The organism is Nocardiopsis sp. NPDC055824 (assembly GCF_053616335.1).
Genome location: NZ_JBSHDN010000024.1, coordinates 33775 through 50830 on the forward strand (window position 1 = coordinate 33775; position 17056 = coordinate 50830).

Annotated in this window: 11 protein-coding genes; 3 read left to right on the plus strand and 8 right to left on the minus strand. The window is 75.4% G+C overall.

The features are described from left to right. Window positions 1-3: 3 nt before the first annotated feature. Window positions 4-2034, plus strand: a complete 2031-nt coding sequence (locus tag ACWGL3_RS08365; RefSeq protein ID WP_452461091.1) for a glycosyl transferase family 2 — start codon at window positions 4-6, stop codon at window positions 2032-2034. Further along, a complete protein-coding gene (locus tag ACWGL3_RS08370; RefSeq protein ID WP_452461092.1) occupies window positions 2031-3716 on the plus strand; it encodes a glycosyltransferase in 1686 nt (561 codons plus the stop codon). Before ACWGL3_RS08365 ends, ACWGL3_RS08370 begins: the two co-directional genes overlap by 4 nt. A gap of 100 nt (window positions 3717-3816) precedes the next feature. Here the strand turns inward: ACWGL3_RS08370 and ACWGL3_RS08375 are convergent, their stop codons facing one another. From ACWGL3_RS08375 to ACWGL3_RS08390, 4 genes are all read right to left on the minus strand, one after another. After that, entirely contained in the window at window positions 3817-4272 is a 456-nt protein-coding gene (locus ACWGL3_RS08375) for a MaoC family dehydratase (RefSeq protein ID WP_267946062.1), read from the minus strand. A gap of 159 nt (window positions 4273-4431) precedes the next feature. Further along, window positions 4432-5580, minus strand: coding sequence for an enolase C-terminal domain-like protein (locus ACWGL3_RS08380; protein WP_267946061.1), 1149 nt, complete (start codon window positions 5578-5580; stop codon window positions 4432-4434). 483 nt (window positions 5581-6063) lie between these two features. Beyond that, window positions 6064-7185: an alanine dehydrogenase gene (gene ald, locus ACWGL3_RS08385; protein WP_267946060.1), complete on the minus strand. Its 1122-nt coding sequence runs from the start codon at window positions 7183-7185 to the stop codon at window positions 6064-6066. A gap of 182 nt (window positions 7186-7367) precedes the next feature. Continuing rightward, complete coding sequence (locus ACWGL3_RS08390) at window positions 7368-8591, minus strand: amidohydrolase family protein (protein ID WP_267946059.1); 1224 nt, start codon at window positions 8589-8591, stop codon at window positions 7368-7370. Between the two features lie 405 nt (window positions 8592-8996). On the opposite strand from ACWGL3_RS08390, the gene ACWGL3_RS08395 reads away from it, so the two are divergent. Beyond that, window positions 8997-11216: a cytochrome c oxidase assembly protein gene (locus ACWGL3_RS08395; protein WP_267946058.1), complete on the plus strand. Its 2220-nt coding sequence runs from the start codon at window positions 8997-8999 to the stop codon at window positions 11214-11216. 169 nt (window positions 11217-11385) lie between these two features. Here ACWGL3_RS08395 and ACWGL3_RS08400 read toward each other — a convergent pair whose 3' ends face one another. From ACWGL3_RS08400 to ACWGL3_RS08415, 4 genes are all read right to left on the minus strand, one after another. Beyond that, window positions 11386-11814 carry a hypothetical protein gene (locus ACWGL3_RS08400; protein ID WP_267946057.1) on the minus strand — a complete coding sequence of 143 codons (429 nt, stop codon included), beginning with the start codon at window positions 11812-11814 and terminating at the stop codon, window positions 11386-11388. Between the two features lie 211 nt (window positions 11815-12025). Beyond that, entirely contained in the window at window positions 12026-15061 is a 3036-nt protein-coding gene (locus ACWGL3_RS08405; protein WP_267946056.1) for an AAA family ATPase, read from the minus strand. Continuing rightward, a complete protein-coding gene (locus tag ACWGL3_RS08410) occupies window positions 15061-16218 on the minus strand; it encodes an exonuclease SbcCD subunit D (protein WP_267946055.1) in 1158 nt (385 codons plus the stop codon). The genes ACWGL3_RS08405 and ACWGL3_RS08410 overlap by 1 nt, the downstream gene beginning before the upstream one ends. Before the next feature lie 60 nt (window positions 16219-16278). Beyond that, a complete protein-coding gene (locus ACWGL3_RS08415) occupies window positions 16279-16938 on the minus strand; it encodes an O-methyltransferase (protein ID WP_267946054.1) in 660 nt (219 codons plus the stop codon). Window positions 16939-17056 lie beyond the last annotated feature (118 nt).

The following is a 17056-nucleotide window of genomic DNA, read 5'->3' on the forward strand; positions in this document are numbered from 1 at the left end:
CCGATGATCACCTCCGCCATCAGCCAGGCCCTGCGCACACGCGGTGACGAGCGCGCCGTACTGTGCCGGATCGGAGCCGGGGGCGGTGCCCTCGACGAACTCGCCTCCCTGCGGTTGCGGCCCGACGACCTCCTCCTCGACCTGGGGACCCACCCGGTGGGGGAGCCGGTGCTCCCCGGAGGAGGGACCGGCGGGGACGGGGTCCGGCCCGCGGTCGGCCTGGTCGCCGTCGTCGCCGCCAGCCTCACCGACCTGCGCAGGGCCGTGACCCTCGCCGCACACCTGCCCCGGGCCGTCCACCTCCTCGTGGCCGTGGCGCACATCCCCGGCCACCACGGGGGCCTGGCCCCCTCACCGCCCGGCATCGAGGAGTGGAACGACCTTCACGAGCTGCGGGTGCGCAGGGCGGAGAAGGGCGGATGGGTGTGCGAGCTCTTCTTCCCCAGCGGGACCGACGTCGCGCCGGCGCTCGCAGCGGTCTTCCACGGCGGGCGGGGACGCCGGAGGGGCCCCGGGAGCGGGATCCGGGCCGGGCTCCACGGACCGCAGGCACACCTGTGGAGCCCGGGCGACCCGGAGGCCACGCCGGTCGGTCCGGTGGGGCCGGTTCCGCTGATCCGGGTCACACCCGCCGCCGACCTGGTCCTGCGCACGGAGGAGGGCGCCTCCCTGCCGCTGTGGGAGGACGTGGCCGTCCCCGCGCTGGACCGCTCCACCACCGGGGCGGACTCGTGGGAGTCCCGGGTCGACACCGACGGCCCGGCCGCGGCGCTCAGGGTCCGGGGCCCCGACCCGGTGAGCGCCGTCGCCCCGATCGACGAGCGCCTCGTCAACCCCATGGGTTTCAACAAGAGGACCAAGGGCCCCGTCGCGGACCTGACCGTCGACGGATCGCGCGCCGTCATCCGCACCGACGGGGACGTCCTGGTGACCGTGCCCGCCGACGGCGGCCTCACCGACGTCGACCTGGACCGGATCCGCGACCTGCGCGTCGTCCGGGTGGACTGGTCCGGGCACGCCGGGCCGGCGGCGGCGGTGAGGGCGGTCGCCTCCCTCGCCGCGGGCGGGGTCCCGCTGGTGAGCGGCCCCGTGCCCGCGTGGGCCGCCGGACTCGGACAGCCCCTCACCGACCTCCTCACCTCCGCCGAGGAGGAGGACATGCTCGACGGCCTGGCGCGGGAGGAGCACAGCATCCGGCTGCGCCGCGCCGCGCTGCGCGCCCACGGGCGGCGGACCAGGTGGCGCGCGCTGGCCGAGGAGGCGGGCATCCCCGTCGTCCCGGACCCGCTGGTCTCCGTGGTCCTGTGCACCCGGCGCCCCGACCTGGTGGGGTTCGCCCTCGCCCAGGTGGCCCGGCAGCGCCACGTCAGGTTCGAGGTGGTCCTCGCCCTGCACGGGTTCTCCGCCTCCCTGCCCCCGGTGGAGGAGGCCGTACGCGGGTTCTCCGCCCTCGGCCACGCCATCACCGTGCACGAGGCGGACGGGGACAAGGTCTTCGGCGCGGTGATGAACGAGGCGGTGGACCGGGCCTCCGGCACGGTCGTCGCCAAGTGGGACGACGACGACTGGTACGGCCCCGAACACCTCTCCGACCTGATGCTGTCCAGGGCCTACTCCGGGGCCGACGTCGTGGGCATCAGCCAGAACTTCACCTACCTCCAGGAGCTCGACCTGACCGTGTGGCGCAGCTACCGGTCGGAGTTCCCCAACGCCCAGGTGGTCGGCAGCACGATCCTCACCGACCGCGTGGTGCTGGAGGACGTCGGGGGCTTCCGCCCGCTGCCCCGGGCGATCGACAGCCAGTTCCTGCTCGCCGTACGGCAGGCCGGCGGCCGCATCTACCGCACCCACGGTCTCGGATACCTCCTGCGCAGGGCGGGAGCCGGACACACGTGGGAGGTGGACCTGGGCTACTTCCTGCGCAACCACACCAAGCAGTGGTCGGGCTGGCGGCCCAACTCCCTCATGGAGGGGGAAGCGGAGCCGCTCGGCCGGGCCGCCCCGCACACCGAGCACTCGGGGGGACAAAGTTGACCACCTCAGACAGCGCCTCCAGCAAGGAGGTACCCGCCGGGCGCGGCGCCGGCGGGCCGGAGGGCCAGGGGACGGCGCCGACCGACCCGGCGCCCGCGGCGCAGCCCAGGCTGTACCGCAACGACTACTCACCGCTCGTGCCGCCGGTTCTGGGGGGGTGGGAGCCGACGCTGTCGGTGTCGGTGGTGGTTCCGGCGCACGGTCATCCGGAGAAGTTGGCGATGGTGCTGGCGTCGTTGTCGGCGCAGAGTTATCCGTCGCGTCTGATGGAGGTGGTCGTGGTGGACGACGGTTCTCCGGAGCCGTTGGAGCTGCCGCGGGTGCGTCCGGAGAACACGCGGCTGCTGGCGTCGGCTCCGGGCGGATGGGGGTCGGGGCACGCCTTCAACACCGGCGCCGCGGCGTCCGAGGGCGCGGTCGTGCTGCGCCTGGACTCGGACATGCTGGTGTACCGGGAGCACGTCGAGTCGCAGATGCGGTGGCACCACCTCCTCGACTACGCCGTGGTCCTGGGGCACAAGCTGTTCGTGGACTTCGACCCGGAGGCGCTGGATCCGGAGTACGTGGCCGAGCAGGTGCGGGCGGGGCGGGCGGCCGACCTGTTCGACCGGGAGACCGCCGACACGCACTGGATCGAGGAGGTCGTCGAGCGCACCGACGGCCTGCGCACGGCGCACCACGGGGCCTTCAAGGTGTTCGTCGGGGCCACGGGTTCGCTGCACCGCACCCTGTTCGAGGCGGCGGGCGGGATGGACGCCGACCTGATCCTGGGCGGCGACAGCGAACTGGGGCACCGCCTGGCCCAGCGGGGCGCCGTGTTCGTCCCCGACCTGGACACCAGCAGCTGGCACCTGGGCCGCTCCCAGATGCAGCAGGAGAAGGAGAGGGGCACGCGGTACCGGGGGCCCTACGTCTCCAACCGGGTCCCGGACTTCCACCTGCGCAACAAGCGCCCCGACCGGCAGTGGGAGGTGCCCCGGGTCGACATCGTCCTCGACGTGGCCGAGGCCACCCTGGAGGAGGCGGACACCACCGCCTCCGGCCTGTTGCGGGGCACGACGCCGGACGTGCGGCTGTGGCTGCGCGGTCCGTGGGGCGTGTTGGACGAGGGACGCCGGTCCCCGCTGGACGACGAGCGGCTGGACCTGCGCCTGGTGCGGGAGACCTTCCGGGGCGATCCCCGGGTGCGCTTCACCGAGGGAGACCCGGAGGAGGACCCGCGGGTGCCCTTCCGTCTCCACGTCCCCGCCGGGGCGGAACCGCGCGACAACGCCGTCGCGAACCTGGTGGCGCTGCTGGACCGGCGGGGCGACGGCCTGTTCTGCGCGCCCCTGCCGGGCGCCACGCGGGCGGGGGACGGGGTGCTGCGCCTGGAGCGCACGTCCGCGTTCGCCCGCGCCCGCCACCTGGAGCCCGAGGCGGAGCCGAAGGAGCTGGACCAGCTGGTCGAGGAGCTGTTCGGCGTCCAGTGGGCGTCCGCGCAGGCCTTCGTGGTGGCGGACGGGGCCGGTCCCGCGGACGAGGAGCGGGCGGAGGACTCCGCCGAGGCGCTCCGCCACCAGCTGAACCAGGCGCGCGCCGAGGCGCAGAGGCTCCGCAGGCGCGCGGAGCGGGCCGAGCGCAAACTGCGCTGGTTCACCCCCGGCCTGGGGCGCCGCATCCTGCGCAGGATCGCCCGCTGAGGGCGGGCCGCCGCGCACCGCGACGGACGCGCCCCGGGCACCGGGCACCGGGCCCCGGGGCGCGTCCGGCCCGGACCCCGGGAGCCCGGGGCCCGCGCGGTCAGGGCACCCAGAGGCCGAGGGACTCGGCGACGAGCGCGGGGCGCTCGGAGCCCTCGATCTCCACGGTGTGCCGGGTGCAGACCAGGTAGCCCTTGGGCGTCTCCTTGACGGAGACGATCTCCACGCCGTCGCGGACGCGGGAGCCGGACGCGACGGGCTGGAGGAACCGCACCTTGTTCAGCCCGTAGTTGACGGACATGCTCGGCTTCTCGGTGACCGAGATGATCGACTGGGAGAAGTGGGCCAGCAACGACAGGGTCAGGAACCCGTGCGCGATGGTGGTGCCGAAGGGGCCGTCGGCCGCCCTCTCCTGGTCGACGTGGATCCACTGGTGGTCCTCGGTCGCGTCGGCGAAGAGGGAGATCCGGTCCTGGCCGATGGTCACCCAGTCGGTGTGGCCCAGGTGCTCGCCCTCGGCTGAGAGCACCTCGTTGATGTCGGCGAATACGCGCACCGCGCCTCCACTGTCACGTCGGGTCCGGGGGTCGGGGCCGGACGGTGCCGCAACTCTACCTAACGGCGTTCGGTTATAGGTGCGCGCCCTCCGCAGCAGCGCCCCGCCGCGTGCGGAGCGGCGCTGCGGGGACCGCGGGCACGCCCGCCCGGCGCGGGGTCAGCGGCGTCGGCCGCGGGCCTCGCGCGCGGCGCGGACCTCGCGCGGCCCGTCCGCGTCCACCACCAGGGACCGCGCGGTCCGGTCGGCCACCGCGGCCCGGTCCACCCCGTGTCCCAGCCCGCTCTCCGCCAAGGGGATCGGCACCACACCGTCATGGGCGCGCACCGGCGGCACCACCAGGTCGCGGCTGCGGTTCCCGGCGCCGGGCATCTCCACCGGGAGGGCCGCCCCGGTCAGGGACGCCAGCGCGACCACGGCCGCACGGCCGATCCCGGTCGTCGCCGACGAGCCGCACCACACCTGCCAGCCCGCGTCCACGGCGCGGTCCACCGCGCGCCGGGCGGACGTCAGCCCGCCCAACCGGGTCGGGTCCACGTTGACGGCCCCGCCCGCCTCGGCGCGGATCGCGTCGTCCAGGTCCTCCACCGACGACAGCCCCCGGCCCAGGGCGACAGGGGTGCGCAGCTCCGAGGCCAGGCGCGCGTGGGCGGCCAGGTCGCCCGGAGCGAAGGGGTCCTCGACGGCCAGGAGGCCCAGCCCGTCCATGGCGCGCAGCGAGTCCAGGTCGGCGGGCGACTCCGTGTAGCGGCCTCCGCAGTCCACCTGGAGGACCAGGAACGGGAAACTGGTCTGCACGGCCCGGACCACGTCGGCGTCCCACCCCGGCTCCACCTCCAGCCTGATGCGCCGGAAACCCGAACCGACCTGCCGGTTCACCTCCGTGACCACCGACTCCAGGGTGACCTGGCGGGCCAGGGTCACCCCCGCGGTGAGCGCGGTGCGCTCACCGCCGAGGGCGTGCGACAGCGGCGTCCCGCGCTGTCGGCTCCACAGGTCCCAGCAGGCGGTGTCCAGGGCGTTCGCCACAGCGGGATCCCGCGGGAGGTCGGCCCAGGCGTCGCCCGCCTCGGTGGGGCGCCTCCACGTGTGCCGGAGCAGGGCCGGGGCGAACCCGGCGGTCAGGGCCTCCCACTGGGCCCCGGTGGCGGCGGGGAGCTCTCCCCAGCCGCAGAGCCCCTCGCCGTCGGCCACTCTGACGAGGACGGGGCCGTCGGTGTCGGCGCTCCGCCCGCCGGACGCGGGCCGCAGTCGGATCAGCTCGAGTTCGACGATCCGTGTCGCGGTCGCCGAGCCGGTGTGTGCCACGCTGTCCCCACCTCGGTGTTCGTCCTCCCGCAGGTCGTCCGTCCCAGGCGGGCGGACGCGGGCCTTCCTCCCGACCGTACCCGCGCCCGACCTGCCCGACCACCCCGAACCGCGTGGTCCTTCCCATCGGCCGGGCCCGGTCGGGGGCCCGCCCCGGTCCCCGGAACGCGGTGCGCGCCCGCGCCGTCCACAGGCGGACGGACGGCCTGGCGCCGCGGAGGGTTTCCGGGTTTCCTTGGATACAGGGGGTCCCCGGGGGCCGCCGACACCGGTGTGCGCTCCCCGCGGCGGCGCCCCGGGGACGGGCGCCTGCCGCCCCCGCCCCGCGTACGGGTCCGCTCCCGTCCCCGCGCTCGCCCGCCGTCCCACATACGGGTCCGCCCCCGCTCCCGTTCCCGTCCCCGCGCACGGGTCCGGGCCGCCCCCGGCCGGACGGGCTCGGACGGGGACGGCCCGGAAGGGCGCGGGAAGGGGCGAGAGCGCTCAGCCGGCGGCGAGGACCTCGTCCAGCCTCCGGTGCTTGAGGCCGTGCGCCTCCGCGACCGGCGCGTACACCACCTCGCCGCCGAAGGTGTTGAGCCCCCCGGCGAGCGCGTCGTCCTCGCGCAGGGCCCGGCGCCAGCCCTTGTCCGCCAGCGCCGCCGCGTACCGCAGGGTGTCCTTGGTCAGCGCGTGGGTGGAGGTGTTGGGCACCGCGCCCGGCATGTTCGCCACGCAGTAGAACACCGTGTCGTGCACCCGGAACGTCGGGTCGTCGTGCGTGGTCGGCCGGGAGTCCTCGAAGCAGCCGCCCTGGTCGATCGCGATGTCCACCAGCACCGCCCCGGGCCGCATCCGCGACACCAGCTCGTTGGACACCAGCTTGGGCGCCCGGGCGCCCGGCACCAGCACCGCGCCGATCACCATGTCGGACTCCAGGACGGAGTGCTCCAGCTCGAACGCGTTCGAGACCACGGTCCTGATCCGGCCCCGGTACAGCGCGTCCACGTGGCGCAGCCTGTTCACGTTCAGGTCCAGCACGGTGACGTCGGCGCCCATGCCCACCGCGATCTGCGCCGCGTTGAGGCCGGAGACGCCCCCGCCGATCACGGTCACCCGCGCCGGTCGCACGCCCGGGACGCCGCCCATCAGGACCCCGCGGCCGCCGTTGGGCCGCTGGAGCGTCACCGCCCCCATCTGGGGTGCCAGCCGCCCCGCCACCTCGGACATCGGGGCCAGCAGCGGCAGGGCTCCGTCCGGCAGCTGCACGGTCTCGTACGCGATGCCCGTCACCCCCCGCTCCAGCAGGGCCTCGGTGCATTCCCGGGACGCGGCCAGGTGGAGGTAGGTGAAGAGGACCTGCCCCTCGCGCATCCGGTGGTACTCCTCCCGGACCGGCTCCTTGACCTTCAGGACGAGGTCGCCCGCCGCCCACACCTCGTCGGCGGTGTCCAGGATGCGGGCCCCCGCCGCGGAGTACTCCTCGTCGGAGATGGAGGAGCCCATGCCGGCGCCGCGTTCGACGACCACCTCGTGGCCCCGGCCGGCCAGCTCGTGGACTCCCGCGGGAGTGATGGCCACCCGGTACTCGTGGTTCTTGATCTCACGGGGCACGCCGATGCGCACGGTTCCTCCACTGGTATCTCCGTTGATAGCCCCACTGTGAACTGCGAAGGCGTTCCGGCGCTATCGCCAACATGCATGTCTCTCGGCGTTCTTGTTGACACCGTGTAAGGGCGGTGTGTGGGGTGTGACACGAGGGTGCGCCGGTGCCGTCCAGGACCCGCGGCGGCCTCCCCGGGGGAGGGCTACCGGTCGTCCCCGGTCGCCGCCTCGCGTCCCGACACCCACACCCGCCCTACCCGGCCGGTCAGCTCCCTACCCGCGTACGGGCTCGGGTCGGCCGGGGGGACCGCCACCCCGCGGGCGTGGTCGAAGGCGACCAGGTCCGCGTCGAACCCCGCCGCGATCCGACCCTTGCCGTCCAGCCCCAGCAGTTCCGCCGGGGCCCGCGACGTCCAGCGGGCCAGGTCCGCCAGGCCCAGCCCGCGCCGGTGCGCCGCCGTCCACAGAGCCGACAGGCTCCACTCCAGCGTGTACAGGCCGTGGGAGGGCAGGTGCCCCGAACCGATCGTGGAGATCGCCGAGCCCTGCGAGAGCAGGGCGCTCCACAGCGCCCTGCGGTTGGCGTCGGAGCGCAGCGGTGGACGGCAGCCGTGCGCGGGCGAGGACGGGGCCAGCCCCTCCGCGGGCAGGCAGAGGTAGTGCGGGCAGGTGTGCGCCGTCATCGCCACGCCGATCGACTCCGCCGCCGCCAGCAGGGCCGCGCAGTCCGCCGCCGTGAACGGGCACACGTGCGTGCGCGCCCCCACCACGCGCGCCGCCGCGATCACCCGCTCCATCCCCCGGCGCTCCGCCCGGGGCGGCCGCTGCTCCGCGGACACCGGCGGGGACCCCAGCTCGCGGGCGTCCTCGGTGTGCACGAGCAGCACCGCGTCCGACGCGGTGAGCTCGGCCATCGTCTTGCGCAGCAGGGCGTCGCTCATCGCCGCCATGTCCGGGGACCCCCCGTCCGACAGGGAGCAGTGGAACGCCACCGCGCCCGCCGCCTGGAGGTCGGCCAGGTCCAGCGGACTGGTGCCGCTCGTCACCCCTCCCAGGAAGCGCACGGACACCGCGGAGCCCGTGGCCGCCAGCTGGTGGGCGTGCAGCGCCTCGGCGCACGTGATCGCCGGGCGCGCGGGCGCCGGGGCGGCGACCACACAGGTCACACCGCCCCTCAGCGCCGCCTGTCCCACCAGGCGGTAGGACTCGGCCAGCCCCCGGCCCGGCACGTGTACGCCGGTGCCGATGTCCACGGCCCCGGGCAGCAGGGCCACGTCACCGAGATCGGTCACCTGCCGCGCGCGCAGGTGCGCACCGTGGTCCGCGACGGCCTCGATGCGGCCGTCGCGGACGGCGACGGAGGCGGGCACGACCCCCTCGGGGGTGACCACCCGCCTGGAGCGGACCACACTGTCGAACTCGGTCATCGCCGTCTCCTTCGTACGCTCGCGACGAGAGAGTGCTGCTGGGACACGGGATCCGCGGGGGGATCGTGGGAGCGGGGGACGAACGCGAGGAGGAGTGAGACCGTCGTCACGACTGGTTCACGAGCGTAGCGCGAAGAGCCCGGCCGGAAGGGGAGAACCCGACAACAGGGGCCCGCGCGCAGCGGGGGCCGGCCCGGGGGCGGCGCCCCGCGGCGCGGGAGGGCCGCACGGTCGCGGGGGCCGTCCGGGCGAACCCCAGTCCGACGCCGTGTAGTAGACCGTTTAACCTTGGGCGAGGTGCTCCTCCGTGCACAGCCCCTGCCGGAGCCGACCGTGCGGCGGCGAGGCGGCCACAACCGAGGGCTCCGACCAGCCAACCGAACGACATCGACGACGGAGTGCCGCGTGGCTCCACTCGCACACAATGCGACATCCTCCTCCCCGGAGCACCATGACGACGCTCCGGGCACAGGGCGGGTGCCCCTGTTCGCCGTGGCCGCCGCGGTCCTGGGACTCACGGGGCTGAGCCTCACCCTGGTCCTCGGCGGCGCCGCCTTCCCCGAGGTCATCCCGGGCCTCCCCGACGCGGGCGAGGCCGTGCGGTGGGGCATGCCGCTGGCCAAGGTCGCCATGGACGGCTCGGCCGTGGTCGCGATCGGGCTCCTCCTGCTCGCCGCGGTCCTGCTGCCCTCGCGCCAGGGCAGGCTCACCCCGCAGGCGGCCTCCTACGTGCGCGGAGCCACCTGGGCGGCCCTCGTCTGGGCCGTCGCGGCCGTGGCCACCCTCTACTTCCAGGCCTCCGAGTTCCTGGCCAGGACCATCGGCCAGGTCAGCGTCGACGAGGTCACCGCGTACGCCGGGGCGGTCTCGGGCGGCATCGCGCTCATGTTCGTCATCCTGCTGACGACCGGCATCGCCCTCTTCGGCCGCACGGCGACCACGGCGACCGGGGGCCTGTGGCTCCTGGTCCTCGCCCTGGTCGCCACCACGCCGCCCGCCCTGACCGGCCACTCCGCCTCCTCCGGCGCCCATGAACTCGCCGTGACCGGGCTCGCCATGCACGTCGTCTCCATCAGCGTGTGGGTGGGCGGGCTGGCGGCCGTCACCTACCACGCGGTGCGCCGGGATGCCCAGGAGCCGGCGGTCGCCGCCCACCGGTTCAGCCGCCTGGCCCTGTGGGCCTACATCGGTGTCGCCGTCAGCGGCGCGGCCAGCGCCCTGGCCCGGCTCTCCTCACCGGCCGAGCTCGTCACCACCGAGTACGGGCTGATCATCCTGGTGAAGATCATCCTGTTCGGCGTCCTGGGGGCGTTCGGGTACATGCACCGCGAGTTCGCCCTCAAGGGGGCCGGCGGCCCGGAGTTCCGGCGCGGCTCGTTCCTGCGCATCGCCCTGGTCGAGGTGCTCGTCATGGCCACCGTCATCGGTGTCTCCGTCGGCCTGGGGCGCACCGCCCCGCCCCCGCCGCTGGAGGGCACCGTCGACCCCGCCGCCGCCATCCTCGGCTTCCCCGTCCCGCCGCCCATGAGCGTGCAGACGCTGCTCACCCTGTGGCGTCCGGACCTGTTCTTCATCATGCTCGTGGTCGTCGCCGGAGGACTGTACGCGGCGGGGGTGACCCGGCTGCTGCGCCGCGGCGACACCTGGCCCGTCGGGCGCACGGTCGCGTTCGGGGCGGGTCTGCTGTCGATCGTCGTCATCCAGCTCAGCGGTTTCGCGACCTACGCGATGGTGCTGTTCTCGACGCACATGATCCAGCACATGACCCTGTCGATGCTCACCCCGATCCTGCTGGTGCTGGGAGCGCCCGTCACGCTCGCGCTGCGCGCGCTCAAGCCCGCCCGGCAGCGCGGGGACCGGGGGCCGCGCGAGTGGCTGAACCTGTTCCTGAACAGCCGCTTCTCCAAGGTGGTGACACACCCCGCGGTGGCGGCGCCGCTGTTCGTGTTCAGCCCCTACGCCCTGTACTTCACCCCGCTCTTCCCGACCCTGATGAACGACCACCTCGGTCACCTGTTCATGGGCGCGCACTTCCTCATCACCGGTTTCCTCTTCTACTGGGTCATCGTGGGCGTCGACCCGGCGCCGAGGAAGATGCCCTACCTGCTGCGCATCCTGCTCCTGCTGCTCGCGATGGGCTTCCACGCCTTCTTCGGCATCTCGATCATGATGCAGTCGGCCCCGATGGCCATGGACTTCTACAGCCAGTTCGACGTGCCGTGGCTGGACGGCCTGGCCGAGGACCAGTACGCGGGCGGCGGGGTCGCCTGGGCGCTCGGGGAGATCCCCACGCTCCTGGTGATGCTCACGCTCGTGGTCCAGTGGTCCCGCGACGACGAGAAGCAGGAGCGCCGCAGGGAGCGCCACAGCCGCCGCGGGGGCTCGGACGACGCCGACATGGACGACTACAACGCCTACCTGGCCGAACTGGACCGCCGCTCGCGCGGCCTGGCCTCCCCGGGGACCGCGACGGCGCCCGCCGGCGAGCCGGACGCCGCCGGTTCCGACCACCCCGCCGACCGGACGGAGCGGGACGGGCGGGACGGGAAGGACGAACGGGGGGCACAGGAGTCCGCCGGAGAAGGCGCCGCGGACGACGACCCGGCCGCCGCGAACGGCCGCTGACCCGACCGGAGGCGGGGGCGCACCACCCGGTGCGCCCCCGCCGTCGTGTCCGGGGGCGTGACGGGCGGGGCCGCGGTCGGCCCGGGGAGCCCCGTCGCGGGGCCGGGCCCGGACGACGAGTGCCCCGCGTCGACGGGCACGGGGCACGGGGTGCGGGGAGGGGCGGGGCTCAGACGACGAGGGCGGCCACGGCCGCGCCCAGCAGTCCCAGCGCCAGGCAGATCAGGAGGCCCGCGGCCAGGACCGGCGGCGACGGCCGCAGCGACGCGAGGGCGGTCTCGCCCGTGGCGGCGGCCCGGCGGCGCGCCACCACCGGCAGCATCGCCACGTTCACCGCGTACACGACGGCCACCACACAGGTGGCCGTGGCGAACGCCACCCAGAAACCGGAGCCCGAGGACAGCGTGTTGGCGGCGGTGAGCGTCGGCAGCGCCACCAGCAGCACCACGGAGGCGGCCCCGAACGCCACCCGTACCCGGGGCGAGGCCCCGCGAGCGCTCCCCGAGACCACGAGGAGCAGACCGATGAGGGCCGCCATCATGATGGCGCCCACGATTCCGAACACAGCGATGTCCACCAGCGAATTCACGCTGGTCATTGTCGCACCGCCGCGCGGGTGCGCCGACCCGGGGTGGGTGCGGGGCCCGTCCCGCCGAGGGGTGCGCGTGGACGGAGCGCCCCGGGCGCGGCCGGGCGGCGTGCGCGCGGGGCTCGGCCCCCGCCCCGCACCCGGCCGCCGGAACGGGCGTCCTCCGCCCGGGGACGGAACCGGGGCCGCCCCCGTCCGGGAAGCGGCCCCGGACGCCCGGTCAGCCGGTGTGCTCCACCCGCGAGCCGGAGGGCCCCTTGACCACCTTCAACCGGGTGGTGACCCGGTGCTTGAGGTCGGCGACGTGGCTGACCACGCCCACGGCCCGCCCGCCGTCCCTCAGGCGGTCCAGCACGTCCAGCACCTCCTCCAGGGTGTCCTCGTCGAGGGTGCCGAAGCCCTCGTCCACGAACAGGGTGTCGATGTCGGCGCCGCCCGCCTCGGCGGCGGCCACGTCGCCCAGCCCCAGCGCCAGGGCCAGTGAGCTGAAGAACGTCTCGCCGCCCGACAGGGTGGCCGGGTCGCGCTCCACCCCCGTCCACGCGTCGACCACCCGCATGCCCAGGCCGCCCGCCGACCGCGCACGGCCGTCCCCCGCGGCCTTGTCCACCGTGTAGCGGAGTTCGTACCGGCCGTCCGACATCGTCAGCAGCCGGCCGTTGGCCGCCGCCACCACCTGCTCCAGGCGGGCGGCCAGCACGTACGCGGACAGGCGGACGTTGTCGGTGTTGTCCCCGGAGGTGCCCGCGGCCAGGCCGCGGAGGCCCTCGGCCACCGCGTAGCGGCGCAGGACCGGTTCGCTGCCCTCCATCCGGCTCCGCAGCTCCCGGCGGAGGGCGGACAGGCGCCGGGCCCGCTCCTCCAGCATGCTCCGCCAGGCGACCGCGCGGTCGGCCGCGGCGGAGGCCCGTTCGGCCCCGGCGGTCAGCGCGGCGATGTCGGGGACCGGGCCGTCGGCGGCGAGGAGCTCCGGATCGGCCAGCGCGGCCCGGGCCGCGGCCAGCTCGTCGTCGAAGGCGCGGGCGCGCTCGCGCAGGGCGCGCCGCTGCGGCTCGTCCACGGCCGCCTCCCACACCCCGGCCTCGTCGGCGAAGCGGGCCTCGGCCCGGTACCGCTCGGCCTCGGCGACGGCGGACCGGTACTCCTCGGCTGCGCCGTCGCGGGTGTTCGCGGCCTCGGCGGCGGCGCGCAGCAGGTCGGCCTCCCCGGACAGCCTGGTGATCCGCTCCTCCAGCCCCGGATCGCCCCCGCGCGCCGCGTCGAGCAGGGCTGTCAGCCTCCCGTGCTCCCGGACCGCGCTCTCCAGCTCGGTCCCGGCCTCCGCCTCCAGCCGGGTCAGCTCCCCCTCCCGGGCGCGGATCCGCTCCACCTCGGCCTCGAGCTGTTCGAGCGCCTCCTCCACCCGGCGGACCTCGCCGGCGGCGGCGCGGGCGTCGGCCAGCTCCCTCGCGCGCTCCCCGACCTCGTCCCGGGCGGACCCCGGGGTGAGGCCCTCGGCGCGTTCGAGCGCCGCGGCCCGGCGCTCGCCCAATGCCACCACGTCGCTCTCCGCCGCGGTGCGGCGGGAGGCGGCGTCGTCCGCCGCGGCCTGCGCCGCACGCTCCTCCTCCGCGGTGACCAGGTCCCCGTCCGAGGGGAGGGCGGGACGCGGGTGCTCCGCCGACCCGCACACCGGGCACGGGGCCCCCTCGGCCAGGCCCGACGCCAGCTCGGCGGCCATGTGGGTGATCCGCCGCTCGCGCAGCGCGAGGGCCCGCTCGCGTGCGGCCTGCGCGGCGTCCACGGCGCGGCGGCACCGGGCCTCGGCCTGCTCCAGCTCGCGGCCGAGCCGTTCGTACGCGGCGGCCGCATCCCGGCGGCGCTCAGCGGCGGCCAGGGCGGTTCCGGCGGACTCCACCTGCCCGGCCAGGTCGCGGACCCGGCGCAGTTCGCCCGTCAGGGACTCGACCCGGGGAGGCAGGGAGAGGGCCCGCTCGCGCAGGCGCGCCGACTCCTCGCGGGTGCGGTCCAGGCGCGCGGTGAGCTCGTCGACGGAGCGGCCCAGGGCGCGGCGCCGCCCGGCGTCCCCACGGAGGTGCTCGAGGCGGGCCAGTTCGGCGCGGCGCTCCTGCTCGGCGGCGCGCAGCGCCTCCTGGGGCCGGAGCGGTTCCGTGCCGGGGGCGTCCGGGCCGGCGGCCTCCGGCACGGACGGCGGTGAGGACACGGCCCGGCCGATCCCGGGGAGCCCGGCGACCAGGGACAGGTGGTCGGCGACGGCCAGTTCGGCCTTGTCCAGGTCGGTGCGCCGGCTGTCGCGGGCGCGCAGGAAGGGCAGCACCGACTCGGCGCGCTCGGCGGCGTCGAGCCGGGCGTCGAGCCCGGCCCGCCGGTCGGCGTGCCCGGCGAGCCGGGCAGCCCGGTCCCGGGCGGCGGCCAACCGCTCCTGGCGGGCGCGGAGCTCCCGCCCGTCGGCCAGGGCGCGCAGGGCGGCGTCGCGCGCGGCGGTGAACTCGGCGGCCACGGGGACGGCGTCCAGCGCGGTGGCGCCGGTGACGGCGGCCAGTTCGGCGGCCCACGCCGTCAGCTCCTCGGGCAGTTCGGGCGCGGTGGACCGGCCGACCTCGGCGATCCGCCCCGCGACCGAGCGCACCTCGTCGCCGGCGGACTCCACCTCGTGGCGCAGCTTGTTGGCGTGCCCCTTGAACCACTCCTCGACGTCGCGGAACACGCGGGTGTTGAAGATCCGCTCCAGGGAGTCGCGCCGCTCGTCCGACTTGGCGCGCAGGAACCGTGCGAAGTCGCCCTGGGGGAGCATGGCGACCTGGCAGAACTGGTCGAGGGTGAGCCCGACCAGGTCGCCGACGAACTGGCCCGCCTCGTCGGGACGGGTGGTGACGTCCGTCCAGCGGCCGCCGGAGTGCTCCAGGACCACGACCTTGGCGTTCTCGACCCTGGTGCCGGTGCCGCGCTTCTTGGGCCGTTCCCAGCGGGGGCTGCGCTCGATGCGGACGCGGCGCCCCCCGACGGTGAACTCCAGGGTGACCAGGGGGCGCCGGTCCGGCGGGGCGTGGTCGCTCCGGGGGGAGCGGTCCCTGCCCCGGGCGCCGGGGACGCTGCCGTACAGGGCGAAGCACACCGCGTCCAGCACGGAGGTCTTGCCCGCGCCGGTGGGGCCGTGGACGAGGAAGAGGCCGCCCGCGCCGAGCCGGTCGAAGTCCACCTCCTCGGTGCCCGCGAACGGGCCGAACGCCTGGAGGGTGAGGGTGTGCAGGCGCATCAGCGCATCCCCTCCTGGAGACGGACCTGCTCGACGGCGGTGTTCACGAGGGCCTCCTCCTCGGGGGTGGCGGGGGTGCCCCGGGCCCACTCCACGAAGTCGGCGACCACCTCGCGCTCACTGCGGTCGGCGACGGAGGCGGCGACCGGGCGTGTGTCGGGGGTGCCGCCCTCGGGGGCGAACTCCAGGACCAGGGTGTGGGGGAAGCGCTCGCGCAGCCGGTCCATCGGGTGGGCCGGGCGGCGCGGGTCGGTGAGGGTGACCTGGAGCCAGTGGCCGGTGTACCCCTCCCATTCGGGCCGGGTGAGCAGGTCCTCGATCCTGCCCCGGATCCGGGCCAGCGGCCGGGGGACGGGCGCCTCCGCGAACTCGGCGCCCGCCAGGCCGCCGGCGTCCAGGTCCACCACCCAGTAGCCCTTGACGTGGTGCTCCTCGGAGAAGGAGTAGGCGAGGGGGCTGCCCGGGTAGCGCACCGAGGGGGTGATGGTCTGCCTCCCGTGCAGGTGGCCGAGCGCGACGTAGTCCACCCCCGAGTAGACCGACGCCGGGACGTTGGAGGCGCCCCCGACGGAGATGTCGCGCTCGCTGTCGGAGGGCTCGCCGCCGGTGACGAAGGCGTGCGAGAGCACCACCGAGCGGGTCCCGGGGCGCTCCGCGAGGTCGGCCCGGACGAGGTCCATGGCGTGGCCCACGGCCGCCGCGTGCCCGCGCTCGGGCAGGTCCCAGTGGTGGCGTGCGACCTCCGGCTCCAGGTAGGGGATGCCGTAGAAGGCGACGGGGCCGTGCTCGTCCTCGATCAGGACGGGGGTCCCCACGCCGTCCAGGGAACTGCGCAGGTGGACGCCGGAGGCGTCGATGAGACCGGTGGCGAACGACATCCGCGCGAGGGAGTCGTGGTTGCCGCTGATGAGGACGGCGCGGGCGCCGGTGGCGCGGATGCGGCCGAGCGCCCGGTCGAAGAGGCGGACGGCGTCGACCGGCGGCAGCGCGCGGTCGTAGAGGTCGCCGGCCACGACCACCACGTCGATCCCGCGTTCGCGGATGGTGCCGACGAGGTGGTCGAGGAAGGCGGACTGGGCGTCGATGAGGTTCTCCCGGTGGAAGGAGCGGCCCAGGTGCCAGTCCGATGTGTGCAGCAGGCGCATGGGACTGGACATTACCGAAGGTGCGCGCGATCCGCCGGGGCCCTGCCGCCCGCAGGGGCGGCGGGGGGCGTGTCAGTTCCTGCGCGCGAGCGTGAGCCCGTCCCCGACGGGCAGCAGCACCTGGGTGACGCGGTCGTCGGCGACCAGGCGGTCGTTGAAGTCGCGGATGCCCTGGACGTGGGCGGACGTGTTGTCGTGGTCCACGACGCGTCCGTGGGAGAGCGTGTTGTCGGCCAGGACCAGGCCGCCCGGACGCAGCCGGGGGACCAGCTCCTCCCAGTAGGCGACGTAGCCCTCCTTGTCGGCGTCCAGGAAGGCCAGGTCGAAGAGGGGCTCGCGGGGGAGGGCGCGCAGGGAGTCCAGCGCGGGTCCGAGTGTGAGCGTGATCTTGTCGGCGACCCCGGCGCGCTCCCAGTAGCGGCGGGCCACGGACGTCCACTCGTCGCTGATGTCGAGGGCCAGCAGGGTGCCGTCGTCGGGGAGGCCGCGGGCGAGGCAGATCGAGGAGTAGCCGGTGAAGGTGCCGACCTCCACGACGTCCCGAGCCCCGCAGATCCGGGTGAGGAGTGTGGTGAACGCCCCCTGCTCGGGGCCGATCTGCATGCCCTTGTGCGAGGGGAAGAGCTCCGCCGTCTCCTCGGCGAGGTCGGCGAGGACGTCGTCGACGGGCTCGCTGTGGGCGACGACGTAGGCGTGGAGTTCCGGGCCGAGACCCTCTGTGGTTCGTGTCACGGAGGCCAGCCTAGGCCAGGGGAGCCGCGCGGCCCAGTACCCGCCCGCGCCTGTGGACGCCGCCCCGCGTCCGGCGGGCGGGGCCGGGGGAGGGACGCGACCGTCCGGCGCGCGGCCC

Bases quoted from the DNA above. Each gene is read 5' to 3' on its own strand.
- ACWGL3_RS08365 (WP_452461091.1), top strand. From the start codon at position 4: ATGATCACCTCCGCCATCAGCCAGGCCCTGCGCACACGCGGTGACGAG.
- ACWGL3_RS08410 (WP_267946055.1), bottom strand. From the start codon at position 16,218: ATGTCCAGTCCCATGCGCCTGCTGCACACATCGGACTGGCACCTGGGC.
- ACWGL3_RS08405 (WP_267946056.1), bottom strand. From the start codon at position 15,061: ATGCGCCTGCACACCCTCACCCTCCAGGCGTTCGGCCCGTTCGCGGGC.
- ACWGL3_RS08390 (WP_267946059.1), bottom strand. From the start codon at position 8,591: ATGACCGAGTTCGACAGTGTGGTCCGCTCCAGGCGGGTGGTCACCCCC.
- ACWGL3_RS08400 (WP_267946057.1), bottom strand. From the start codon at position 11,814: ATGACCAGCGTGAATTCGCTGGTGGACATCGCTGTGTTCGGAATCGTG.